General features: G+C 31.3%; 23 protein-coding genes and 2 tRNA genes. 8 read left to right on the forward strand and 17 right to left on the reverse strand.

Annotated features, from left to right (window positions below):
- Nucleotides 1-2: 2 nt before the first annotated feature.
- The 3 genes from FHQ18_RS00265 to FHQ18_RS00275 are packed head-to-tail and all read right to left on the reverse strand — an operon-like array spanning nucleotide 3 to nucleotide 1,781.
- A complete protein-coding gene (locus tag FHQ18_RS00265; protein ID WP_223144557.1) occupies nucleotides 3-551 on the reverse strand; it encodes a hypothetical protein in 549 nt (182 codons plus the stop codon).
- Nucleotides 544-1,428: a PilW family protein gene (locus FHQ18_RS00270; RefSeq protein WP_149265168.1), complete on the reverse strand. Its 885-nt coding sequence runs from the start codon at nucleotides 1,426-1,428 to the stop codon at nucleotides 544-546. The genes FHQ18_RS00265 and FHQ18_RS00270 overlap by 8 nt, the downstream gene beginning before the upstream one ends.
- On the reverse strand, nucleotides 1,428-1,781 hold the full coding sequence (locus FHQ18_RS00275) for a type II secretion system protein (RefSeq protein WP_149265169.1): 354 nt from the start codon (nucleotides 1,779-1,781) through the stop codon (nucleotides 1,428-1,430). Before FHQ18_RS00275 ends, FHQ18_RS00270 begins: the two co-directional genes overlap by 1 nt.
- A 351-nt stretch (nucleotides 1,782-2,132) precedes the next feature.
- On the opposite strand from FHQ18_RS00275, the gene FHQ18_RS00280 reads away from it, so the two are divergent.
- From FHQ18_RS00280 to istB, 3 genes are all read left to right on the forward strand, one after another.
- Nucleotides 2,133-2,206, forward strand: a tRNA-Arg gene (locus tag FHQ18_RS00280).
- A gap of 356 nt (nucleotides 2,207-2,562) precedes the next feature.
- Nucleotides 2,563-3,993 (forward strand): IS21 family transposase, encoded by a 1,431-nt coding sequence (gene istA / locus FHQ18_RS00285; protein WP_149265170.1) that lies wholly within the window; start codon nucleotides 2,563-2,565, stop codon nucleotides 3,991-3,993.
- A 1-nt stretch (nucleotide 3,994) separates the two neighbouring features.
- Nucleotides 3,995-4,741 carry an IS21-like element helper ATPase IstB gene (gene istB / locus FHQ18_RS00290; RefSeq protein ID WP_223144558.1) on the forward strand — a complete coding sequence of 249 codons (747 nt, stop codon included), beginning with the start codon at nucleotides 3,995-3,997 and terminating at the stop codon, nucleotides 4,739-4,741.
- A gap of 435 nt (nucleotides 4,742-5,176) precedes the next feature.
- On the opposite strand, the gene FHQ18_RS00295 is transcribed toward istB, so the two are convergent.
- The 13 genes from FHQ18_RS00295 to FHQ18_RS00355 all read right to left on the reverse strand — a co-directional run bounded on the left by FHQ18_RS00295 (nucleotide 5,177) and on the right by FHQ18_RS00355 (nucleotide 16,917).
- Complete coding sequence (locus FHQ18_RS00295; protein ID WP_149265172.1) at nucleotides 5,177-5,674, reverse strand: hypothetical protein; 498 nt, start codon at nucleotides 5,672-5,674, stop codon at nucleotides 5,177-5,179.
- A 451-nt stretch (nucleotides 5,675-6,125) separates the two neighbouring features.
- Nucleotides 6,126-6,470, reverse strand: coding sequence for a type II toxin-antitoxin system PemK/MazF family toxin (locus FHQ18_RS00300; RefSeq protein ID WP_149265173.1), 345 nt, complete (start codon nucleotides 6,468-6,470; stop codon nucleotides 6,126-6,128).
- Nucleotides 6,464-6,709: an AbrB/MazE/SpoVT family DNA-binding domain-containing protein gene (locus tag FHQ18_RS00305; RefSeq protein ID WP_149265174.1), complete on the reverse strand. Its 246-nt coding sequence runs from the start codon at nucleotides 6,707-6,709 to the stop codon at nucleotides 6,464-6,466. Before FHQ18_RS00305 ends, FHQ18_RS00300 begins: the two co-directional genes overlap by 7 nt.
- A gap of 143 nt (nucleotides 6,710-6,852) precedes the next feature.
- On the reverse strand, nucleotides 6,853-8,037 hold the full coding sequence (locus FHQ18_RS00310) for an ATP-binding protein (RefSeq protein ID WP_149265175.1): 1,185 nt from the start codon (nucleotides 8,035-8,037) through the stop codon (nucleotides 6,853-6,855).
- Nucleotides 8,038-8,119: 82 nt separating this feature from the next.
- Nucleotides 8,120-8,701 (reverse strand): tyrosine-type recombinase/integrase, encoded by a 582-nt coding sequence (locus tag FHQ18_RS00315; RefSeq protein WP_149265176.1) that lies wholly within the window; start codon nucleotides 8,699-8,701, stop codon nucleotides 8,120-8,122.
- A 400-nt stretch (nucleotides 8,702-9,101) separates the two neighbouring features.
- A complete protein-coding gene (locus FHQ18_RS00325; protein WP_149265178.1) occupies nucleotides 9,102-11,690 on the reverse strand; it encodes a calcium-translocating P-type ATPase, PMCA-type in 2,589 nt (862 codons plus the stop codon).
- Between the two features lie 78 nt (nucleotides 11,691-11,768).
- Nucleotides 11,769-11,993 carry an integrase core domain-containing protein gene (locus tag FHQ18_RS00330; RefSeq protein WP_149265179.1) on the reverse strand — a complete coding sequence of 75 codons (225 nt, stop codon included), beginning with the start codon at nucleotides 11,991-11,993 and terminating at the stop codon, nucleotides 11,769-11,771.
- Between the two features lie 39 nt (nucleotides 11,994-12,032).
- Complete coding sequence (locus tag FHQ18_RS12905; RefSeq protein ID WP_342788472.1) at nucleotides 12,033-12,209, reverse strand: DDE-type integrase/transposase/recombinase; 177 nt, start codon at nucleotides 12,207-12,209, stop codon at nucleotides 12,033-12,035.
- 213 nt (nucleotides 12,210-12,422) lie between these two features.
- Complete coding sequence (locus tag FHQ18_RS00335) at nucleotides 12,423-13,121, reverse strand: ABC transporter ATP-binding protein (RefSeq protein WP_149265180.1); 699 nt, start codon at nucleotides 13,119-13,121, stop codon at nucleotides 12,423-12,425.
- On the reverse strand, nucleotides 13,108-13,887 hold the full coding sequence (locus FHQ18_RS00340; protein ID WP_149265181.1) for an ABC transporter ATP-binding protein: 780 nt from the start codon (nucleotides 13,885-13,887) through the stop codon (nucleotides 13,108-13,110). The genes FHQ18_RS00335 and FHQ18_RS00340 overlap by 14 nt, the downstream gene beginning before the upstream one ends.
- Nucleotides 13,865-14,800, reverse strand: coding sequence for a branched-chain amino acid ABC transporter permease (locus FHQ18_RS00345; protein WP_149265182.1), 936 nt, complete (start codon nucleotides 14,798-14,800; stop codon nucleotides 13,865-13,867). Before FHQ18_RS00345 ends, FHQ18_RS00340 begins: the two co-directional genes overlap by 23 nt.
- A complete protein-coding gene (locus tag FHQ18_RS00350; protein ID WP_149265183.1) occupies nucleotides 14,800-15,660 on the reverse strand; it encodes a branched-chain amino acid ABC transporter permease in 861 nt (286 codons plus the stop codon). Before FHQ18_RS00350 ends, FHQ18_RS00345 begins: the two co-directional genes overlap by 1 nt.
- A 36-nt stretch (nucleotides 15,661-15,696) precedes the next feature.
- A complete protein-coding gene (locus tag FHQ18_RS00355; protein WP_149265184.1) occupies nucleotides 15,697-16,917 on the reverse strand; it encodes an ABC transporter substrate-binding protein in 1,221 nt (406 codons plus the stop codon).
- Between the two features lie 147 nt (nucleotides 16,918-17,064).
- Between FHQ18_RS00355 and glpK the strand changes: the two genes are divergently transcribed.
- The 4 genes from glpK to FHQ18_RS00375 all read left to right on the forward strand — a co-directional run bounded on the left by glpK (nucleotide 17,065) and on the right by FHQ18_RS00375 (nucleotide 20,781).
- Nucleotides 17,065-18,546, forward strand: a complete 1,482-nt coding sequence (glpK, locus tag FHQ18_RS00360) for a glycerol kinase GlpK (RefSeq protein WP_149265185.1) — start codon at nucleotides 17,065-17,067, stop codon at nucleotides 18,544-18,546.
- Between the two features lie 295 nt (nucleotides 18,547-18,841).
- Nucleotides 18,842-19,528 (forward strand): haloacid dehalogenase type II, encoded by a 687-nt coding sequence (locus FHQ18_RS00365; protein ID WP_149265186.1) that lies wholly within the window; start codon nucleotides 18,842-18,844, stop codon nucleotides 19,526-19,528.
- A 30-nt stretch (nucleotides 19,529-19,558) separates the two neighbouring features.
- The gene (locus FHQ18_RS00370; protein ID WP_149265187.1) at nucleotides 19,559-20,668 is read left to right on the forward strand and encodes an NADH:flavin oxidoreductase; all 1,110 of its coding nucleotides are present in this window, start codon (nucleotides 19,559-19,561) and stop codon (nucleotides 20,666-20,668) included.
- A gap of 40 nt (nucleotides 20,669-20,708) precedes the next feature.
- Nucleotides 20,709-20,781, forward strand: a tRNA-Ala gene (locus FHQ18_RS00375).
- Between the two features lie 235 nt (nucleotides 20,782-21,016).
- Here the strand turns inward: FHQ18_RS00375 and FHQ18_RS00380 are convergent.
- Nucleotides 21,017-22,090, reverse strand: a complete 1,074-nt coding sequence (locus FHQ18_RS00380) for a helix-turn-helix transcriptional regulator (RefSeq protein ID WP_188020299.1) — start codon at nucleotides 22,088-22,090, stop codon at nucleotides 21,017-21,019.
- 149 nt (nucleotides 22,091-22,239) lie between these two features.
- On the opposite strand from FHQ18_RS00380, the gene FHQ18_RS00385 reads away from it, so the two are divergent.
- Complete coding sequence (locus FHQ18_RS00385; protein ID WP_149265189.1) at nucleotides 22,240-22,440, forward strand: hypothetical protein; 201 nt, start codon at nucleotides 22,240-22,242, stop codon at nucleotides 22,438-22,440.
- Nucleotides 22,441-22,454: the final 14 nt, after the last annotated feature.

Below are 22,454 nucleotides of genomic sequence, written 5' to 3' on the forward strand. Positions count from 1 at the left end.
AACTAATATCCTCCAATATTAAATGAAGAAGGAGTAACATTTGCAATATCGCTCAAACCACTTTTCGTGGAAACATTGGTCCTCTTGACATTTTGTCCGTATTGCTTGTAATTCTGGCTTGCAGAACTATCATAAAAAAGAATTGTCTCTATAATGGTCTTTGTACCATCATTCGCAGCAGCTTCTGATAATACAAAGACCCTCAAATCACTATCCCTACCATAATCATTATCACCATCGTTGTTATCTTTAATATAAATTTTAACGTTTACATCATTAATCGTAGTAGCTAAATTAGAAAGTTCATTATATTTATCTGTGCTGTTATCAAGTAAAGATGACCAATAATTGGTGGATACATAATTATCATTCAAATATTTTCTGGCATTTTCTATCCCACTATTTGCAGCATAATATGTTTTATTCTTAACAATAACTGCTCCAGAACTTTTTGTAGTCCTTATAATCCTATAACTCACTATTGAAGAAATTATAAATACCCCCAACAGCAGACCTAACATTACAATCAGTGCCATCCCTTTGTTATTCATACGCATAATTTTTAACCTCAATAACATTTTCTAAATAAACTCTCTTATAAGAATCGTTAAATGGACCATAAACAGTATCAGCTAAAATATAAGATTTGCTATCCTTATAGTTTTTGTAAATTCTCTGAGCTCTAACAAGTAAAAAAACCTTTATAGCTCTTATCTTTTCTATAGTTGAACCTGAAGGATTGTTTACAATGCTTCCATCTTCCAAAATATATTGAAACTGCAAGCCATCAATAGAATCGTCGATAATAGATATTTCATTAAAATCGTTAAGTTTTAATGCTCCATCATCTACATAAAATTTTAATGCCCTAACTCCTAAAACAGCTGTATTCTTAGGTACCTTTTCTTTTAGGAGTCGCTGCAAGGTAATGGTCTTACCTGTAATATTTGTTATTTTATAAACCACTTTATGATTTTCAAATATTAGATGGTTTTTACTTGAGTCTATTTTAAAAAAATTTCCAAAATCGTTATCCACAAGTATAATATTACTGTTGGATTTATAATTTTGGACAACATGTATTTCAGGTAAATTTGATACTGCCTTTACAATAGTTATATTATCACTACCGTTATTACCACTAAAATTTTCAGGCACAATAGAATAATCATAAGTTTTACCTTCTATAATTAATTTGCTGTTATCAGAATATTTGGGAATAGAAGATACCATAAAACCAGCAGTACGTATTTCTTTGGTCAAATAAAGCATTATTCTATTTGCCCTTTCATATAAATCGGAGTTTGTAATCTCATTGATACTTTTATTTTGAAAATTTATATAAAATGCAAAAACAATGGACCCAATAATCCCAAATAAAAATATCGTAATTAGAAATTCAATTAGGCTATATCCACTTTTATTCACTAATTGCTCCTAACCAAACTCATACTTACCCTGTAATCTTTCGATTTATATTTCCAACTGACAGTTACATTAATTTGTTTCTGATAAGTGTTTAAATCAATCACATCTGTTGTTACCTGATACACATTATTATCAACAGAAACATTGTCCATGCTATTAGCAAGACTGTTGAAATCTATAACTGATAAACTATCTATTTTTTCCTGTGCGATATTCACAGCTACATTTCTAAGATGATTCATCTTATTAGCATCAACTTGTTTAATCAAAAGCGGAATTAAACCGAGAAAAGCAATCAAGAAAATTGTGAGAGCTACAATTAGTTCTATTAAAGTAAATCCATTTTTTTTCATAATATCAGTACCATTTGTTAGCTATATTATGTTTATATAGCTAACAAATTCATTCAAAAATAAATAACTTATGAATTATACCAATCAACAACTATTATTATATTTTAACCCTATTAGTACTAACTGTCAATTTTTCTACCTTAATAATCTAATATAGTTTAAATAAAATGCTCAATTCATTTATGAATCTTAAAAAATTTAATGTGTTACTATCATTATATCTTCTGCAATATTCTCAAAAAAGTCATAATATTTTTTTAAATTGATTTTAAATAAATAAAAAAAATAATACTTTTTATTATCACACAAAACTTGACAAAATACGTTTTTTAAGTTTTATTATAGCAGCTTGCCCCCGTAGCTCAGGAGGATAGAGCACAGGATTCCTAATCCTGGTGTCAGAGGTTCGAGTCCTCTCGGGGGCGTTCTTAATTATCAGATAGTTACAGAATTCATAAGTCAAACTGGGTTACACTTTGGGTTACACTTTGGGAATAGATTGGAAATTAGGCGATTAAATCGCATTGAAGAAATATTAATTTTCCAAAGACAAAAATATTATGTTCATCAGAGTATTTTGGAAAAGAATATTTTGAGTTTTTATAATACCTTGGCCTGTTCTTTCTTTCAAATCCATTTAAAAAGATTATCTATTTTTGCTGTTAATACCTGTTAAAGTCCCGAAAAATCCCCAGTAAAAGGCCCTTAAAAATCCCCACCTAAAAATGTTAACTTACCTCCAAAAAGCTTGGAGGTAAGAATACAAGTGTTGGGGGTAGAAATGTATTACACAGTAAAGACCTTACTATCACAAGGCAAAAATATTTCTGAAATATCCAGGGAACTGGGTATTGACCGTAAGACAGTCCGTAAGATAAGGGACAAAGTGAAAGACGGTAAAGTAGAAACACCCAAATTTTCAAGAGTAAGTGTTTTAGAGGCTTACAAAGAAGAAATAATTGAATACCTCTCAGAAGGTTTAACAGCAGTATTAATCCATCAGAAACTAACAAGAGACCATGATTTATCCGTAAGCTACAGTTGTGTGAAAAAGTATGTTAGGAAATTAAAAGGCCCCGATGGAATTTATGTCCCTTTAATTTCCCCACCAGGCGAAGAAGCCCAAGTAGATTTCGGTTACATAGGTTATTTTTATGATAAGTCAGTTAAGAAAAAAGTAAAGTGCTGGATATTCTGCATGGTGCTATCTCATAGCAGATATAAATATTATGAGATAGTTAGAAGTCAGGACGTAGAAACTTTTTTAAGATGCCACATTAATGCATTTGAATATTTTGGAGGAATTCCAAGAGTAATCAAGATAGACAACTTAAAATCTGGAGTATTGAAAGCAAATTTTTATGAACCTGTAATTCAGAAAGAGTATGCTGCAATGCTTGAGTATTACGGCAGCAGTTCTTTTGCCTGTAAGGTCAGATATCCGCAGGAAAAAGGGAAAGTAGAAAGCGGAATTAAATATGTTAAGAATAACTTCTTCAAATCTATCAAAGAAAGAGATTTAGATAAAGTAAAAATTATTTTAAGAGATTGGCAGGAAAATATTTGCAATAAGAAAATCCACGGCACAACTAGAAAAGTTCCATATGAACAATTTATGGAAAAAGAGAAATCCTGTCTATTAAGCATTCCAGGTAAGAGATATGAGGTTTATGAAGTTTCAGAAAGAATTGTAAACAGATATTCTCATATCACTTACAAGTACAATTATTATTCCGTGCCTTATAAATATGTGGGTAGTAAGGTAAATATTCGCAGTAATGGCAGCATACTGAAAATCTACAATGAAAAATTTGAGGAAATAGCGGTTCACACAGTATCTAAATTAACTGGAGAATTTATAACAAATAAAGCCCATAATCCGAAATTGACACAAAGTGACTATAAAAGAAAATCTCTTGAAATAGGCCTTAACACTTTAGAATTTTATGAAAGGTTAAAGGGAGAAAAACCTCGTCATTATCACAGAATGATGCAGGGAATATTCAGTCTTTTAAAAGTTTATGACAGAGAAATAATCGATTTGGCTTGCAAGAGAGCTAATAAGCACAATTCAATAAGTTATTTATCGGTTAAAAAAATATGTGAATCAGGGATATATTCTATTTCTGAACCTGAGGAATCAGTAAAATGTTCAGGGTATGGTCATAATTTGCAAATCTATGATGAGATATTAAATGGGAGGATCAATTAAAATGCAAGAAATTATAAATAAATTAAAGAATTTTAAGTTATCCGGTATGGTTAAATCTTTAGAATCCAGGAATCAATATGCCATAGAGAATCAATTAAGCTATCTTGATTTTCTTTCACTCCTTCTTGAAGATGAAGAATCAAACAGACAGAGCAACTCATTTAAAAAAAGATACTCTAAATCAAAGCTGGATTCTTCTAAGACTCTTATGGAATATGACTTTAGTTATCAGCCTAAATTGAATAAAAAAGAAATACTTGATTTAAGCAGTTGCAGGTTTATTCAAGAGAAGAAGAATATAATCTTTATGGGCAATCCTGGAGTAGACAAAACTCATCTTGCTAATGCGATAGGTTTGGAGGCTTTAAAAAAAGGATACAAGGTCTTATTTATACATTCTAATGATATGGTTAATAAACTTATATCTTCAAAAGGTGACGGTAGTTATTTTACTTTGCTCAAAGAATTATTAAGTGTGGATTTGTTGATCATTGATGAGGTTGGTTTTAAGAAAATAGCCCTTAATTATGTAGATGAATTCTTTGTAATAATTAGACGAAGGTATGAAAGCAAATCAATCATAATCACAACTAACAGGAACTTTGAAGAATGGGGCAACATATTTGGTGATGTTGTATTGGCTTCTGCTATTATAGACAGGCTTGTACATCATTCTTACATTTTTAAAATTGAAGGTAATAGTTATAGAATTAAAGATTTACAAACTGTTAAAAATAGTAAAATATAACTGGGGATTTTTAAGGGCCATAAGGTGGGGATTTTTAAAGGACATTAACAGTTTTTATAAAAGCATTGTTTACTTTCTAATGGTTATTTGATTCATAACCTCAACTAACTTTTTATTCGAAAATCCATACAAATCTTTTATTGCCAAGATTAAAGCTAACCATAAATAAGTTCCCTCAGAATTCCTTTCAAAATTATAAATGGGCTCCATAATCGGAAACAAGCGGTGGTAATCTTCCCATCTATGATAGTAATTGAATAATTGTATTGTTTTAAGAGTATGCTTTAAATGTAAAAGACGGTTGTTTTGAAACTCTTCTAAATCAATTTTTTTGTAAAATTCAAAATCGTACACATCTTAAAAAATAAAATTTAATCTTTCGGTATTTAAATATGATAAGTTATGCTTCATCAAACCCCTAAAATACTGAATAATTTATTCAACATCTATCACATCTATATCAGAAATACGAAATTCATTTTTTAAATAATCTAAATTCCTATATTTTACATTATTATAACCTAAACATTTTAGGATAATCTCAAAATATGATTTACTTGTAAATTTTTTAACAATATCTAGAAAAAATACTGGATAATACTCGGCTCTGTAAAAAAATTCACATTCTTTTAAGTGCCCTTTTTCATTAGTATGAAAAATGAAAAGTCCGATATTAGAATTAAACAAGACACAGTCATCACTTTCAAATACTCCTTTTTTATCTGAAAGTGATTTTAAATAAAAAGAACCACAAATATTATCGTAAAGATAATCATTTTCATTAGATATGCAGTTACAAATTCCTATAATTGTATAATCATTCAATTCATCTATAATTTTGTCTTTATGAATCTCTGGATAAGCTTTTACTAACAAGAAAACTAAAAATTCATACATTTCCTTAAAATTAATAATTTTTATACCTTGCTTCATGATATCCTCCTTTCTATATATTAGCATATAAATATGTTTTACGTCATATCTTGTCGTATATAAATTTAAAATTTTTAGAAGTATAACACACAATTTAAATAAACTCTCAGCCTAAAGATAATTTTATTGTATTAAAAATAAGAACTGTTTTAGATAATCGGAAAAATTCGGATATTTTATCCCCTTAAATTTTCAAATAAAACTATTCTGTTTTTTTTTCACAAAAATTGACCCACCTTTTAATACCTTGATTAATATTTTCAGATATAACTCCTAAACCATGCTTTTATAAAAATATTCTGTTAACATTCCGTATTCCGGAACATGGAATATATTGAAAGATCATCGTTGGCAAGAAATGTAATTGTGTTAGTAGATATTTTACATACAAAAAGTTAAACTTATTACATCTGATATAAATGAACTATTAACCAGTTAGTATGACAGGTATCTATTCTTCCGTAAAAACTATTGATTCGATTATGTCTAAGATTTCTTCCATTTTGCTGTCGGATAGCTTTTGTACAAACTGTGTATTTCTTGCTTTGTAATCTATACTTCTCATTTGATCCACCATTGCAGCTCCATTTATCTTGCCTTCCTCAATAATAACATGAGTTGGATAATTCTTAATTTTTGAAGTAATCGGTATCACAAAACTCATCCCTGTTTTTAAGTTAAAATAAGAATGGCTGACCACAACAGCATATCTTTTTCCCTTTTGTTCATGCCCTAAGGTAGGATTAAAATCAAGGTGAACGATATCACCTTTTTCAGGAACATATCTTTTTACCATACTTCTTTTCCTTGCGGTTTTTGCCAGTCATATTCTTCAGTTTGGTAATCTTTGTCTTTTTCAAAAAGATCATAAATATTGATTTTAGGTTTTTTACTGAATTTTACCGGTTTGAGAATTAAATTGTTACCTTTTATTTCAATTTCAATAGTGTCTCCCACATCAAGCCCGATTTTTCTTAAATATCTTTTAGGTATTCTGATTCCTTGAGAATTTCCCCATTTTTGGATTATTGCCATATCATTACCTCTTTTTTATATATTGTATATACATAGTATATACTTAGATTTCGATTTTTGCAATAAATAATATTATGATAATATTCTTTCGCAAATAGAAGCAATCAAATAAACAAACCGTACCCTGTATAATTAAAAACAATTTAATACAAAAATCCGATCAACCATAAAGGAACTTTTCTACCGTATCCCACTTCAATATCATCAACAAAAAGGTAGCCACTACCCTCAATTTGTGAAAAATCCTTATTCTTACCGCCAATTTCAACCAGATATTGATTATTTATCAGTATATCTCCTTTTTTAGGATAGCTTAAATCATAGAAATTCCTTAATTGTGAAACCACAAAAGTTTCTCTGATTGTACCAATTTTTTGTTCTTTGCAATAACAGTAGTTTAAGTTTGTATTGTTCAGATATATTTTTTCAGGTTTTGTAAAAATAGCATCACCCTTTACTTTTGGTTTTAATGACGTCAGAATGTTGCCAGAATTTAAATATTCAATATAACGGTATAAGGTGTGTCTATTAATTTCAATTTTCTGTGCAAGCTTTGAAAGGTTAAGCTCATAAGGTTTTGAAAAACAGATTAATTTAACAAGTTTTTTGAGCTTGACGATATTTTTAGGATCGATCTTAAACAGTAGCGGCAAATCAGATTCTATAACTACATTTATTGTTTCTTCCAACTTTTTATAATATGTGTTAGGATTTTCAAAATAAAAGGGATAAAATCCATACTGTAAATACTCTTTAAAGTATTCCAACGGCTTTATAGACTTCAATATTTCATATGCAATTTCCATATGATTTTCTAAAACATCTTTTAATGAAAAGCTTCTAAATTGTTTACCCGTTTTTAATTCCAAAAATTCTCTAAATGATAGTCCGTTTATTCTGTATAGAACTGCCCGTCTGCTCAAATCAGCTTTTGCATGTTCTAACCTCAAAGCACTTAAACCTGAAAAAAGAACTTTTATATCAAGAAGATCATAAATTTCTTTTAAATGCCCGGCAAAATCGGAATATTTATGAATTTCATCTATTGCTAAGACCTTACCACCTTTTGCTGCAAACTCTTTTGCCAGCTCAAATAACGACAAATTACTCATCTCTATCGAATCGGCAGAAATGTAAAGTTTTTTATTCAGAGGGATATCAATCTCTTTTAAATATTGTAAAAGAAAAGTGGTTTTCCCTACCCCTCTTGCACCTAAAATACCGATTAACTTATCATTAAAATCAATTTCATGAAAAAAATACCGTTTGTATTGAATGTTTAAACTGGTAAGTAATAATACAAATCGTTCTGTAAGAAAATTTAACATGGATAGCTCTCACACTTTTGTTTAATGGATTAAACAAAAGTATATTACAATTGGTTAATATAATCAACATTTTTTGCTTGTTCTATTCATTATTATTGGATTTAAGCAATGGCTGAAATAAACTTTTTTTAAAGCTATCTATTTTATTATCAAATTTTGCCTGAGCTATCTTAATATAATTATTAATAATCTCAGGTTTGCTATGATTCATATATTCTTGAATTTCTTTTTGGTAAAAATTTTTACTTAGAGCTAATAAAGTAGCTAACGTATGTCTAAAAACGTGCATTGTAACTTTTTTATCAATTCCAGCATTTATTGTTGCAGTTTTTAACGCCTTTGAGTTGTTTCTGGTTTTAAACAATCGATCTGTTATATCATTTTTTGTAATGTATTCTTTTATTTCATTTAAAGTAAATTCTGTAATCGGTTTAGAATCCAGTTTGTCACCATTTTTGCGTATTGTTGTTGTTATAATCTTATTTACAAAATCAATGTCTTTAACCGTTAATTTATTGATATCACCTCTACGCCATCCTGTCTCAATAGCTATGAGTGTCTTGATATAAACTTCTTCACCCCCAGACAATTTTAAGTATGCAATTAACTTATGTATTTCATCTGCTTCTAAATAAATTATACGAGATTTATATTTATTTGACATTTTAATATTTTCATAAACATGAGTATATAATTTTTCTTCTATGTAATTGTGCGTTTTTGCATTGTTTTAAAAATGAGCGAATTCGGTGTCAGAGGTTCGAGTCCTCTCGGGGGCGTTTTTTAATTCCATTATTTACCAACAAGTTATATACACTCAAACACATCTTATATTAAACCTAGAACCGAATGGCGCATTGTTAGTTGATTATTAGATGAAAAGTGATGGTTTAAATTATTATTTTGCATTAAATTGTTTTTACAAACAATCAGAGGAGCAGAAAAGTTTTGAGCTAATCAATCATTTTAGTAATGAAAAAATTAAGACACTTTTTAATCAAAATTCGAAATTATTTAGCTTTAATAATATGTTACGAAAAGTTAGTCTAAATAAAAATAAATAATTATGGTTGTTTTTTTAGGATTTTTCTAGCTTCTATAAATATGAAAACTATTGTTGACATTAAAATGGTAAATATAAGCTCTTTAATTGTTAGTGATGATGTTTTAAATATTGAATTCATAATAGGAGAGTAAATAACAAAAAGTTGCAATAAAGCTGTAAAAATTATTGAATATAACATAAATTTGTTTGACAGTAAGCCAAGTTTGAATATTGGTTCAGTTTTTGATCTTAATCCTAAGACATTTCCTAGTTGGCTAAAAACTAAAACCGTAAATGTAATAGTTTGCCAGTGCATATTGTTAATTGTGGAAATATATTGCGTTAATAACGTTATAGATGTCATTAAGAGTCCTAAAATTATTATATGGACAACGAGATCAGAGGTAAAAATCCCTTCTTGAGGCTTTTTAGGAGGTCTTAACATGACATCCTTTTCAGCTGGTTCTGTGGTAAACGCCAATCCTGGAAGTCCGTCTGTTATCAGATTTATATAGAGTATTTGAATAGGAGCAAAAGGGATAGGTAGTCCGAAAATCGGTGCAAATAAGATTACAAGCAATTCAGCTGCATTAGTTGTGAGAGTGTAAGTAATAAATTTTTTAATATTATCATAAATTCTGCGTCCTTCTTTTATGGTTTTAACTATGGTACTGAAATTATCATCTAACAATACCATATCAGATGCTTCTTTGGCTACATCTGTGCCGTTAATACCCATAGAAATTCCAATATCCGCTTTTTTTAAAGCAGGGGCATCATTTACACCGTCACCAGTCACAGCTACAAATTCATCTTTATTTTGAAGTGTTAATACAATTTTTAATTTCTGTTCGGAATCTACTCTAGCGTATACTTTTATTTTATCTATTATATGTTCAAATTCTTTTACATCTAACTTTTTTAATTCTTCACCAGTGATTATCATGTCGTCTTTTGAATCAATAATTCCAATTTGTTCAGCAATAGCCTTTGCAGTAATGGGATGATCACCTGTAATCATAACTGGTTTTATACCTGCTTGCTTACATGCTTTTATTGCTTCAAAAACTTCTTCTCTTGGGGGATCAATTAACCCTACAAAACCCACAAAAATTAGATCATCTTCCAGTGAAGAATCGATATTCTCAGGTAATTTATCAAGTAATTTAAAAGCATAAGCTATAACTCTCATCCCATTTTCAGCAAACTTGTTTGCATCTTTTAGAATTTTATCTTTATTAATGGTAGTTATCTTATTTTCTAGTAGTACGTAGTTGGATCTTTTTAAAACTTCTTCGATAGCTCCTTTGGAGATGGTCAAAAAGTTTTTATTAAAAATTTTATCTTTTAACTTGATTTTGTGAATTGTGGTCATGAGTTTTCTTTCAGAATCAAAGGGGATTTCTGCAACTCTCGAATATTGTTCTTCTGCTGATTCCTTGGATAAATTATGCTTTTGTCCAAACCCCATTAAAGCAACTTCTGTTGGATCACCAACAGGGTTTCCTTTATTATCTTGTAGTACATTGTTGTTTAGCACCATACATAATGTTAAAATATTTTTTGTAAAATCAGCGTCGTATACGAAAATTTTTTCTACAGTCATTTTATCTAAAGTAATTGTTCCAGTTTTGTCAGAGCAGATATAGGTTACAGAACCTAAGGTTTCAACAGCAGGTAATTTTCTGATTAAAGCATTCAGCTTGAGCATTTTTTTAGCGCCTAAAGCAAGTGAAATAGTAATAACTGCAGGTAAAGCTTCAGGAATTGCAGCTACGGCAACTGAAATGGATGTAAACAGCATATAAACTGGATCGAGTCCACGCAAAATTCCAAAAACAAAAATAATTAAACATAAAATCAAAATTACAAATGTGATGTATTTTGCTAACTTGTTTAATCTAATTTGAAGTGGAGTTCTTAGTTCAACCTGATCTTGTAGCAAAGAAGCTATTTTCCCTATTTCAGTATTCATTCCTGTAGCAACCACTACCCCTTTAGCATTACCATATGTTACTACAGTTCCTTTAAATACAATGTTTTTCAATTTGTAAATTGGCACATTTTCTTGGTAAATAGTTTCAGCTTTTTTTTCTACTGGTGTAGATTCACCAGTTAAAATGGATTCTTGCACCTGTAGAAAATTGGTCTCAAATAGTCTTATATCAGCAGGAACAATGTCGCCAGCTTCGATAATAACAATATCTCCAGGTACTAAATCTGTAGAAGATATTGTATGTAATACTCCATCTCTTATTACTTTAGCAGAAGGTGATGCAATTTGTTTTAATGCTTCGATTGATTTTTCAGCTCTATATTCCTGAATGAAACTGATTATAGCATTTAATAACACAATTATAATAATGACAATGGTATCTTTTGCCTCTCCAATGATTCCAGCAATGATTGCTGATATGATAAGAATAATTATCATTAAATCTTTAAATTGAGAGAGAAAAATGCCGAGAGCTGTCTTCTTTTTTATTTTTTCAAGTTTATTGTAGCCATAATTAGCTAATCTAATTTTAGCTTCATTATTACTAATACCTGAGCTACTTGTTTCCAATTTGGTAAAAATCTCATCAATTTTAAACTGATGCCAGTTCATTGTTTATCTCGCAATTATTTGGGAAAATTGAACTGTCCCCAGTTATCAAAACCAAATTTATCATTTCTCTTATTCTCTTCAAACTATCTTCCTCAATGATTTGCTATATTCTTTTTCTGGTGTACAGTATTCCAGTAATGAATGTAATCGGCTCTTGTTGTAAAACTCAATATATTCACCTATACCTGCCCTCGCTTCCCTCAATGTCTTATAGTTCTTCAAATATACACTCTCATATTTCAATGTCCTGAAAAACCTTTCTACTATTATATGTCCATCGTTATACTTTTGCCATTCATTGATATCAGGATACCCCTTGAATGTAAAAGCTCCATATGCTCTTTATGCTGCATATTGACTCACCTGGTCAGAGTTAAATATTTTTGGTGGCTCATATTCTTCAAAAGCTGCCGCCAATGCGAATACCGATAACTTCGAATCCATTACAGCATCCAACTTCCAAGACAACACCAACCAACTTAACCAATCCATTACAACAGATAAATACGCACACCCCATCCAATCATGAGTATATTATATCCCCACACCATACCTCATTAAAACCTATATCCTCTTTGCCTTTCAACAAATAAGGATACTTCTTGTGCTCAGATATATCAAATTCTGATAAATTTATACTCACAAGTAAGCATAAATACTAATAAACTTTCAAAAAATTAGGTTCAAGTCCTCTCGGGAACGTTCAACCTTTCAATTTTATAAATTATAAATTTATACGGCTAAATATCTCTTTTGAATTTCTTCATTTTCTTTCAATATACTTGCACTACCACTGTAGACAATTTTTCCCTTATCTATCACATAACCCCTATCAGATATGCTTAATGCAAAATATGCATTTTGCTCAGCTAACAAAATAGTAACATTTTCCTTTAATCTAACTATTATCTCTGCCAATTGCTCCACAATTACAGGTGCCAATCCCTCACAAGGTTCATCTAATAACAATAGTTTTGGATTTGTAGCCATTGCTCTGGCTATTGTTACCATCTGCTGCTCTCCTCCACTTAGCTCCCCACCTTTTTTATTTCTCAACTTTTTTAGAAGAGGAAACATTTCAAACAAATCTTCCACTTGCCACTTAATATCCGCTTTATTAACAGCACTAAATGCAACTTCTAAATTTTCTAAAACCGTTAAATCGGCAAAAACTCTCCTATCCTCAGGAACATAACCTATTCCCAACCTAATGTTTTTAAACGTCCTATTATTGGTAATATCTTTATCTTCAAAAGTAATTTTGCCTTTTCTCGGATGCAAATATCCCACAATGCTTTTAAAAGTTGTAGATTTACCGGCGCCATTTCTGCCAAGCAAGCAAACGATCTCACCCTCATTTACATGTAAATCAACTCCCTGAATCACATAACTTTCGCCATAATAAACATGAATATCCTTAACTGATAACATAATCCGCACCACCTAAATAAGCTTCTCGAACACGTTCATTTTCCCTTATTTCATAAGGAGTTCCGGAAGCTAACAACTCACCCTGATGAAGCACATATATATAATCGGAAATTCCAAACACCACATTCATGTCATGCTCTGTTATTAAAATTGTAGTATTTGTTTTTTCGTTTAGATCTTTTATTAATTTTACCATTCTTTCGGTCTCACTTGGGTTCATTCCTGCAGTCGGTTCATCTAACAATATCATTTTTGGGTTTGTGGCCAATGTAATAGCAATTTCCACCCTTCTTTTATCCCCATAGGCTAATTCATTAACTTTACTGAAAATAAAATCTTCAAGACCTACCAAATTTAAAATTTCCTTAGCCTCATCATATAGATCCTTTTTATTCTTGAGATTATCCCAAAATTTAAGATACTTACCATCCCTTATTAAAAGGGGGATAAAAATGTTTTCAATTACTGTAAGATCTTCAAAAATATTTGTTATTTGAAATGATCTGCACAAACCAGCTTTTACCACTTTATCTGCTTTAAAATTTGTAATATCTAATCCATCAAAAATTATTTTTCCCATATTGGGAATTACTCCACCTGATATTACATTGTAAAATGTAGTTTTACCTGCACCGTTGGGACCTATTAATGCAGCAATTTTACCTGTTTCAACGGACAAACTTATACCTTTTAACACTTTAAATTTGCCATAAGAAAAATGCAAATTTTCTACCTGTAATATCTTACTTTCTTGTGATGTACTCATAAATCGTCCCAAAAACTCCCTTTGGAAAAAATAAAACAATGGGGATTAATATTGTTCCTAAAAAAAACATCCAGTTTTCAGTAAATCTTAAAATAATCTGTTCAAGAATAAAAAACAACGCTGCTCCGCCCAACGGTCCTAAAAAAACCGTAGAACCGCCCAAAATTGTCATGATTACCGGTTTTGCAGAAAAGCTCCAATGAAGAAAATCCGGTGTGGCCATACTACTAAACAATGAAAATAAAAATCCGCAAGCCCCGGCAATTGTCCCAGATATAACAAACATTATTAATCTAATTTTGGCAATATTTCCCCCAACATAATAAAGTCTATTCTTATTTTCTCTCATCCCTTTCAAAAGTAAGCCAAAAGAAGAATTAACCACTTTCCACATAATTAAAATAAAAATTACAGTAATAAATAACACGAACAAATACATATTTACCGGTGAAAACAATGTAATTTCATAACTCATTATTTTAATATCAGGAATATTCATGATAGGTAATCCATCACTACCACCCGTAATTTCTCTATAATTATGAGCGAAGGTAAAAATCATCATACCTAAGCCCAAAGTTATCATTGCAAAAAATATTTCATCATGCCTGATACTTAACAAACCAAAAAATAGAGCAAAAACTGCAGATATAATCATACATATTAATAAAACCATTAGCAGTGAAGAAAAATCACTATTTAATAAGAATGCCGTAGTGTATGCTCCAATACCAAAAAATGCAGCATGGCCAAATGATAGAAGTCCAGAATATCCCATCAATAAATTAAAACTCATGGCAAAAAGTCCCATAATTAATATTTCACTAAATATCATTACCCAAAACGTTGGTAAAAATACCGGCAATATTCCGACTACTAATAAAAATAAAATTATCAAATATTTTTTCTTCATTATGTTCCCTTTTTAAATAAACCTGTTGGTCTTACAATCAATATCAAAATCAATAAAATGTATGGTAAAGCCATCTGAAGCCTTCCCGCAAAAACGGTCCCAAAGGATTCCAATAACCCAATAAACATAGCACCTACAAATGCACCTGTAAAACTGCCAAAGCCACCTACTACGACCACTATAAAACTTTCTATTATTATCCTCTCACCCATAGATGGAGCCAAACTCTGATGAGGAGCAGCCAAAGCACCACCTAACGCTGACAACCATGTGCCAAACGCAAAAACCGATGTAAATACAAATGAAACATTAATCCCCACACCCTCAGCCATCTCCTTGTCTAAAGCAGAAGCCCTTATCATTTTTCCATATTTTGTAAACTTAAAAAACATCAGTAGACTTAAACCAATTAATGGCCCTATAATTATTAAAAACAATCGATAAACAGGATAAGTATGATTAAAGACATTAATTACTCCGGATAAAATTAAAGGAGGTTCAACTACATAATACCCCGGCCCCCAAATCAGCCTTACAGCATCATCCAGTACTAGCAGTATTGCAAATGTTAGTAACAACTGAAAAGATATATCTCTGTCATAAATCTTTCTTAATAAAAACCTTTCAACTACCAACCCTAAAATCGCTACTAAAATAGGACCAATAATAATTCCAATCCAAAAAGATTTAACTAAATTCATAAATTGCATACACAAATAAGCACCCAACATAAAAAAGGACCCATGTGCAAAATTCAACACTCCTAATACACCGAAAATGATTGTTAACCCTATCGATATAAGGAAAAGGAGCATCCCCCAACTTAAACCGTTAAATAAATTTAAAACAAATGTTTCCATAAAACCCCTTTTAACAAGAGGCGGAAATACCGCCTCTTATTTCATCCTACATTCAGTTTCTTCAATCGGCCTTGTAACACCTATTCCATCAAATACTTTAACTGGAGCTAAAATAGATAATGGTAATTCTTTTAAGTGAAATGTTTGTCCCCAGTGAGCATCTGTTATTGCTTGATGATCTTCAGCTCTGATTTCCACCATACCAGCAGGCAGTTCTATCTTTAAACCTTCAAGTGCCTTGATAACTGCCATTTTATTCGTTGTTCCAGCTTTTTCTGCTGCCTTTTTAAATGCATAAGTTGCAGCATATGCCCCATGAGCATTGTATGATGGATAAGCTCCATATTTATCATAATAACTTTTCACAAACTTTCTATTTAACTCACTATTATTTGCCAAAAACCAATATCTCGTACCAACCCAGATGCCGTCAGGCATCTTGTCTCCAAGAGCGGTCAATACCTCTGTTGCAGCCCCTAAAGACATCAACACCTTGTATTTACCATTAAAGAATCCCATCTCCTTTGCCTGTCTCACAAAATCTATCAAATTACCACCCCATAAAGATATGAATACTCCATCCGGATTAGAATTCATTATTTTAGTGATATAAGAACTAAAATCAGTAGTTTTAAACGGTGGAAAAGCTACTTCTGAATCGCTAAAAAATTCAACATCCGGCTTCATTTGCTTTAAATATTTTTTAAAATATTCCCAGGACTGATGGCCAAAAGCATAATCTGGACCTACAGTAGTCCACTTTTTAGCATCCATTTGTGATGCTAATGTTGCTGCAGCTTTAACATTTTGAGCCAGATTTAATGAGATACGAAATACATATTTATTACACAACTTACCTGTAACATCAGGTGTTGCAGCATGTGTAATAATAAGAGGCGTTTTCATTTTAGGTATGGAAGGAACTACTGTCTTTGCCACACCACTAGAATCCAACCCTATCAAAATATCAACTTTCTCTTGATAAACCAACTTTCTAATTGCCCTTAAAGCAACATCAGGCTTTCCAGTAGAATCTTCAAAATAACCTTTAACAGGTCTACCAAGGATTCCACCATTTTTATTTATTTCTTCTATTGCAAGTTCAGCACCTTGTTTTGCAAATTGCCCATATGTAGAAAACGGACCTGACATAATGTAAACATATCCAATTTTAATTGGCTTTGCAGCAAAAGACATGACAGCAACTGAAAGCAGGAAAATAATTGTCATTAAAAGTACATTTCTTACTTTACTCATTACATCCTCCCATAGGCATTTTTAAAAACTCCCCACAATAAATTTTATAACATATTTTTATTTTAAAACACAAGTAGTTTTTTTTATTTAAATATTTTCATAAAAATGATATTATGAAATAGATTCATTTATAATAAGGGGGACATAATGTCTAAGTATGTTTTAGCACTGGATTTAGGAACAACTGGAAATAAGGCTATTGTTTTTGATAAACAAGGGAATACTATAGCATCTGAGTATTCTGAATTTCCACAAATTTTTCCTAAAGAAGGCTGGGTAGAACATAACCCTAACGATATATGGGAAACTGCACTAAAAGTCATTGCTATTGTCATTGAAAAAGTTGGTGCAGAAAATATTCAGGCCATTGGCATTACCAACCAAAGAGAAACAACTATAATCTGGGATAAAAAAACAGGGAAACCTTTATATAACGCTATTGTTTGGCAATGCAGAAGAACCGAAAACATATGTAAACATTTTTCTCAACTCAAAAAATTAATTAAAGAAAAAACAGGTTTATTTTTAGACCCATATTTTAGCGCCACAAAAATAAAGTGGCTTATTGATAATGTAGAAGATGTAAATAAAAAGGTAAAATCAAAAGATGCACTTTTTGGCACAGTGGATTCCTGGATTTTATATAACCTAACTGCAGGAAAATGCCATGCTACCGATATTACAAATGCATCAAGAACAATGATTTTCAATATAAAGACATTAGAATATGATGAAGAACTTTTGAATCTCTTTGAAATTCCAAGACATTTACTACCGCAGGTTTTCCCTAGCAATCATTTATTTGGTTATACAGACAAAAAACTATTTGGCAAAGAAATACCCATCGCAGGCATTATAGGCGATCAACAGGCATCCCTATTCGCCCATGGTGGATGGCGAAACGGTTTGATTAAAAATACATATGGAACTGGCCTATTTATGATGACATCCACTAAAAACAAAATCTATTACTCAGATAATCTTATTAGCACAATAGCTTGGCAAATTGATAAAGATGTAGAGTATGCTCTGGAAGGTAGTATATTTGTCGGTGGATCATTAATTCAGTGGTTAAGAGATGGACTAGGAATAATAAATGACACAAAAGAAGTGGAAGATTTAGCCAAAAAAGTTAATTCTTCTGAAAACGTTGTTTTTGTACCTGCATTAACCGGACTTGGTGCACCCTACTGGGATCCATCTGCAAGAGGGTTGATAATTGGAATTACAAGGGGAACCACTAAAGAACATATAGCAAGAGCTGCTCTTGAAGGAATAGCATTTCAAACTCGTGACGTATTTGAAGAATTTGTCAAAACAACAAAAAATGAAATAGATTTTTCAACACTTGCAGTGGATGGTGGTGCTTCCAAAAACAATTTTTTAATGCAATTTCAAGCTGATATCTTAGGAATTGATATAGAAAGACCCTATATTACCGAATCCACTGCATTGGGTGCTGCTGCTATGGCTGCCATATCCACAGGTTTCTGGGACAAAAATAATATCCTCAAAATAAGAGAAATTGAAAAAGAATTTAAACCGAAAATGGATAATAAAACACGTAAAAAAATATATAACAAATGGCTAAATGCATTACAAAGAAGTTTAAATTGGGCTAAAGATTAATAAAAATGGTAGCTCAGCCTAGAATACTATAATGAATATTCTTATATCAGAATTTAACTTTTTTCTTTATTTTTTTACACTTATTAAATTTCTCATCGTAAACATTAGCACTATTTATACATACTAGAAAGTATGTTTAGAGTTAAATTACTTAAAATATATACCAAATTTAAGACACTCAAATACAGGAATAATAAGTAAAAGGAGACATACTTACAAAAAGTTACATTTTAGAATTATTTGACCAATATTTTAAACTTGATATAATTAAAGTATACCATTTAAGGAGGATAAAATGGTGGTTTTATCTTTTGATGTCTATGGCACGCTAATTGATACGAAAGGAGTTTTTGATGAGATTGTCTCTATTGTAAAAGATGAAAAGCTTGCTTTACATGTCACCGATTTGTGGAGACAAAAACAACTTGAGTATTCATTTAGAAGAGCGTTAATGCAAAACTACGTCGATTTTTCTGTCTGCACAAAACAGGCTCTCGAGTATGTAAACAATTACTTTAATTTGAATATAAGTGAAGATGAAATGAAAATACTGCTTGAGAAATATAAAAATCTTCCACCATTTGATGATGTGATTAGTTCGTTAAATGAATTAATGAATCTTGAAGTCAAAATGTATGCTTTCTCAAACGGTAAACCTGAAGATTTGAATATTCTCCTTAATAATGCTGGGATTATTGATTATTTCGAAGGAATTATAAGCGTTGATGATATAAAATCTTTTAAACCAAATCCTGCTGTCTATGCTCATTTTTTAAGAAGCTCAAAAGCTGAAAGAGAAAAGGCTTTCATGATTTCTGCTAATCCTTTTGATGTTATAGGTGCAATTTCTGCTGGGATGTCAGCAGTATGGGTGAATAGAGGCGGGAAGATTATATTTGATCCGTGGGAACTTAAACCAACTTTTACAATCAATTCTTTGAGAGAACTGCCAATATTATTGAAAGATAATTATAGCTGTTAGTTTTAAAAATATTTTTAAGTGGAGGAGTAAATGATTTTTAGCAATTTTAAAATTGGTAATCTTAATCTGAAAAACAGAACCATAAGGTCTGCAACGTGGGAGGGTATGTGCGATAGTGATGGTAAACCGACTGAGCGTTTAATTAATTTGTATGAACAGCTTGCTGAAAATGAGGTTGCACTTATAATCACTGGTTATGCTTATGTAAGCCAGGATGGTATTCAACTACCTGGTATGCTCGGTGTTCATGATGATAACAACATTTCTGCTTTAAAGGAACTTGTTGATAAGGTGCATGAAAAAGGCGGCAAGATAGCAGTACAACTTGTTCATGCTGGTGGACAGGCAAACAGAAAATCTTCTGGACTCCAGCCTATTGCTCCATCTGCAGTGGAGTTTCCAAGCTATTCAGAAGTGCCAAAGGAAATGACCATAGATGATATAAAAAGAGTAATCGCTGACTTTGGCAAAGCTGCAAGAAGGGTAAAAGAAGCAGGATTTGATGCAATTCAGTTGCACGGAGCACACGGATATTTGATTAATCAGTTTTTATCTCCACTTACAAATAAGAGGACTGATGAGTATGGCGGAAGCCTTAAAAACAGAGTAAGGTTTTTAAAAGAAGTTGTAGCTGAAGTTAGAAATAAAGTAGGTAACGATTATCCTGTATTTATCAAGCTAAATTGTGATGATTTTTTAGATGGAGGATTTACAATTGATGAGGCTGTAAAAGTAGCTAAAATGCTTGAAGAATGGGGTATAGATGCTATTGAGGTTTCCGGTGGTTCTCCAGCATCAAAGGACACCTCTCCAGCAAGATCAAAAATTGATAGTGCTGAGAAAGAAGCTTACCATAAAGAGTTATCTAATAGGATAAAACAAGTGGTTAATATTCCTGTAGCTGTGGTTGGCGGAATTAGAAGCTTCGAAGTTGCTACTGAGATTATTGATAATGGTTTTGCTGATGCTGTTTCATTTTCAAGACCTTTGATAAGAGAGCCACATCTAATTAAAAGATGGAAAGAATCTGATAAAACAAAAGCAAAATGTATTTCCTGTAATGGATGTTTTATGCCAGGGATAAAAGAGGGTGGAATTTACTGTGTGGTTGAAAAAAGGTTGAAAGATCAGCAAAAATGATGTAAATTTACTTGAAGTTAAATTTAAAAATTTGAGATTTGGGGCGGTAGCTCAGCTGGGAGAGCACTACAATGGCATTGTAGGGGTCGGGGGTTCGACTCCCCTCCGCTCCACTCAACGACTCTCTGATAAATAAAGAAAAACGCAACCAACCCGTGTTTTATAACTCTTGAATAACTCTTCAAAAACCCTTTTTTTGTCAAGAAAGTTGTCAAGAAACTTGACAAATTTCCCCCACCAAAACCCTTGCAAAATCTTGAATAACCATTCATTATAAACAAAACAAACCAGTTAGGTTTGGTTAGGTTTCTGTCAAGGCAGTCAATGTTGCTGTAAGGTTGTAACCTGTTAGTCATCTTCTTTCTTACCACTCTTAAGTATTCTAAACCCCACTCCTTTGTTGTCCGTGTAGTATGCATTCTCTAACAAGTCAATATAGTCGAGTATGTGGGATGTGAACCTATTAGCAAACTCTTTATCGTGTTGTTCCAACATCGAAAGAAACGGTTTAAGCTTGTTTTCTATTAGCTGTAATGATGAGTAAAATATTAGCTTTATTTCAATTTCTGGTATGGTTGAGTGAAACCAAGTAACATAGAAATCACCATTTGCTTGTATTAGCTTCTCAGACCGTTTAAACAAATCGTAAGGTATTTTTCCTTTAAAGAACTCTCCCTTAATTGCTCTGGTGATTAGACTATCTTCAATCGTATATAGTTTATTGTTATACCTGTTTAACAGTATAGTTTTAACATCTTGTGGTGTTAGATTTTCTATATCAATGCCACAGTGTTGTTTTAATGCTTCAGTAAACTCTTGAATCAATATGTTGTGATTATCAATATCCCAAAATTCGTCACTTGGGTCAAGATACGTGTTAAAAGTGCTCAAAAACTTGTAATGCTCATCTGTAAGCTTAACCTTGTTAAACACAAGAAAGTCGTTGTTTTCTTTCAATTTGGTAATAGTAGCTAAAAAGTCATCCGTTCCATTTGTTAAAGTTTTAGATACACCAGCTTTGATTTTGGTTATTGCTGTAACAGTATCAAGAAAGCTTTGTGCTAATGAATATCGTTGGCTTGTAGTGGTAAATAACTGTTTAAAGTCATCGTAAAAGTTAAAGCTATCAATGAACAACAAAAAGATATTATGACTTAATAAAGATTCAATAAGTTTTGCTTTGTTTTTACTATTTGCTAATTTTAAATAAGAGTTAAGAATAAAAGTAATATCAGAATATGAAAGATTAAATATTTGGAAAATTTTAAAAACTGTTTCTGCAGTAGGTCTTTTTTTTCCGTTTTCAATATTATTTACAAATGTTGGAGACAAACCAAGTATTTTGGCTAAATCTTTTTGTGTTATTTTATGATTTATCCTTATTTGTCGAAGAAAATTACCCAAACTTTCTAAATCACTCATTATTTCACCTTTTTTAGTAAATATATCACAAAAAATAAGATATTCAAGTAAAAAGAAAACTATTGACAAAAAACAATAGCAATTTATTTTAAAATTATGATTGACCAAAAATTGCATAGTTTTTACCAAAACAACTAAAGGAGGTTAATATGTCAACCAAACTAATCCCCAACAAAGACACTTTGTTGCAACAGGCTGGTGTTTTACACACAGCCACCACGCTAAGGACGTGGAAATCTAAAGGCAAGTATCCTGAAATCTTCCGCAAGATTGGTGGTAGGCTTTACATCGACCTTGAAGCCTACCAAAGACATGTATTGGAAATGAATCCAAGCGAGTTAAACAAGTAAATGGGAGGATGAGC

It is taken from the genome of Deferribacter autotrophicus (genome assembly GCF_008362905.1).
Taxonomy (GTDB): domain Bacteria; phylum Chrysiogenota; class Deferribacteres; order Deferribacterales; family Deferribacteraceae; genus Deferribacter; species Deferribacter autotrophicus.

What these genes read in the sequence shown, in the direction of transcription:
- FHQ18_RS00295 (WP_149265172.1), bottom strand. Translation starts at nt 5,674, where the DNA reads ATGAAGCAAGGTATAAAAATTATTAATTTTAAGGAAATGTATGAATTT.
- FHQ18_RS00335 (WP_149265180.1), bottom strand. Translation starts at nt 13,121, where the DNA reads ATGTTATCAGTTAAGGATATTCATGTTTATTATGGCGAAAGTTATGTG.
- FHQ18_RS00305 (WP_149265174.1), bottom strand. Translation starts at nt 6,709, where the DNA reads ATGGCAATAATCCAAAAATGGGGAAATTCTCAAGGAATCAGAATACCT.
- FHQ18_RS00370 (WP_149265187.1), top strand. Translation starts at nt 19,559, where the DNA reads ATGATTTTTAGCAATTTTAAAATTGGTAATCTTAATCTGAAAAACAGA.
- FHQ18_RS00380 (WP_188020299.1), bottom strand. Translation starts at nt 22,090, where the DNA reads ATGAGTGATTTAGAAAGTTTGGGTAATTTTCTTCGACAAATAAGGATA.
- FHQ18_RS00300 (WP_149265173.1), bottom strand. Translation starts at nt 6,470, where the DNA reads ATGGTAAAAAGATATGTTCCTGAAAAAGGTGATATCGTTCACCTTGAT.
- glpK (WP_149265185.1), top strand. Translation starts at nt 17,065, where the DNA reads ATGTCTAAGTATGTTTTAGCACTGGATTTAGGAACAACTGGAAATAAG.
- FHQ18_RS00315 (WP_149265176.1), bottom strand. Translation starts at nt 8,701, where the DNA reads ATGTCAAATAAATATAAATCTCGTATAATTTATTTAGAAGCAGATGAA.
- FHQ18_RS00340 (WP_149265181.1), bottom strand. Translation starts at nt 13,887, where the DNA reads ATGAGTACATCACAAGAAAGTAAGATATTACAGGTAGAAAATTTGCAT.
- FHQ18_RS00310 (WP_149265175.1), bottom strand. Translation starts at nt 8,037, where the DNA reads ATGTTAAATTTTCTTACAGAACGATTTGTATTATTACTTACCAGTTTA.
- FHQ18_RS00275 (WP_149265169.1), bottom strand. Translation starts at nt 1,781, where the DNA reads ATGAAAAAAAATGGATTTACTTTAATAGAACTAATTGTAGCTCTCACA.
- FHQ18_RS00350 (WP_149265183.1), bottom strand. Translation starts at nt 15,660, where the DNA reads ATGGAAACATTTGTTTTAAATTTATTTAACGGTTTAAGTTGGGGGATG.
- FHQ18_RS00345 (WP_149265182.1), bottom strand. Translation starts at nt 14,800, where the DNA reads ATGAAGAAAAAATATTTGATAATTTTATTTTTATTAGTAGTCGGAATA.
- FHQ18_RS00325 (WP_149265178.1), bottom strand. Translation starts at nt 11,690, where the DNA reads ATGAACTGGCATCAGTTTAAAATTGATGAGATTTTTACCAAATTGGAA.
- istB (WP_223144558.1), top strand. Translation starts at nt 3,995, where the DNA reads ATGCAAGAAATTATAAATAAATTAAAGAATTTTAAGTTATCCGGTATG.
- FHQ18_RS00385 (WP_149265189.1), top strand. Translation starts at nt 22,240, where the DNA reads ATGTCAACCAAACTAATCCCCAACAAAGACACTTTGTTGCAACAGGCT.
- FHQ18_RS00355 (WP_149265184.1), bottom strand. Translation starts at nt 16,917, where the DNA reads ATGAGTAAAGTAAGAAATGTACTTTTAATGACAATTATTTTCCTGCTT.
- FHQ18_RS00365 (WP_149265186.1), top strand. Translation starts at nt 18,842, where the DNA reads ATGGTGGTTTTATCTTTTGATGTCTATGGCACGCTAATTGATACGAAA.
- istA (WP_149265170.1), top strand. Translation starts at nt 2,563, where the DNA reads ATGTATTACACAGTAAAGACCTTACTATCACAAGGCAAAAATATTTCT.
- FHQ18_RS12905 (WP_342788472.1), bottom strand. Translation starts at nt 12,209, where the DNA reads ATGGGGTGTGCGTATTTATCTGTTGTAATGGATTGGTTAAGTTGGTTG.
- FHQ18_RS00265 (WP_223144557.1), bottom strand. Translation starts at nt 551, where the DNA reads ATGAATAACAAAGGGATGGCACTGATTGTAATGTTAGGTCTGCTGTTG.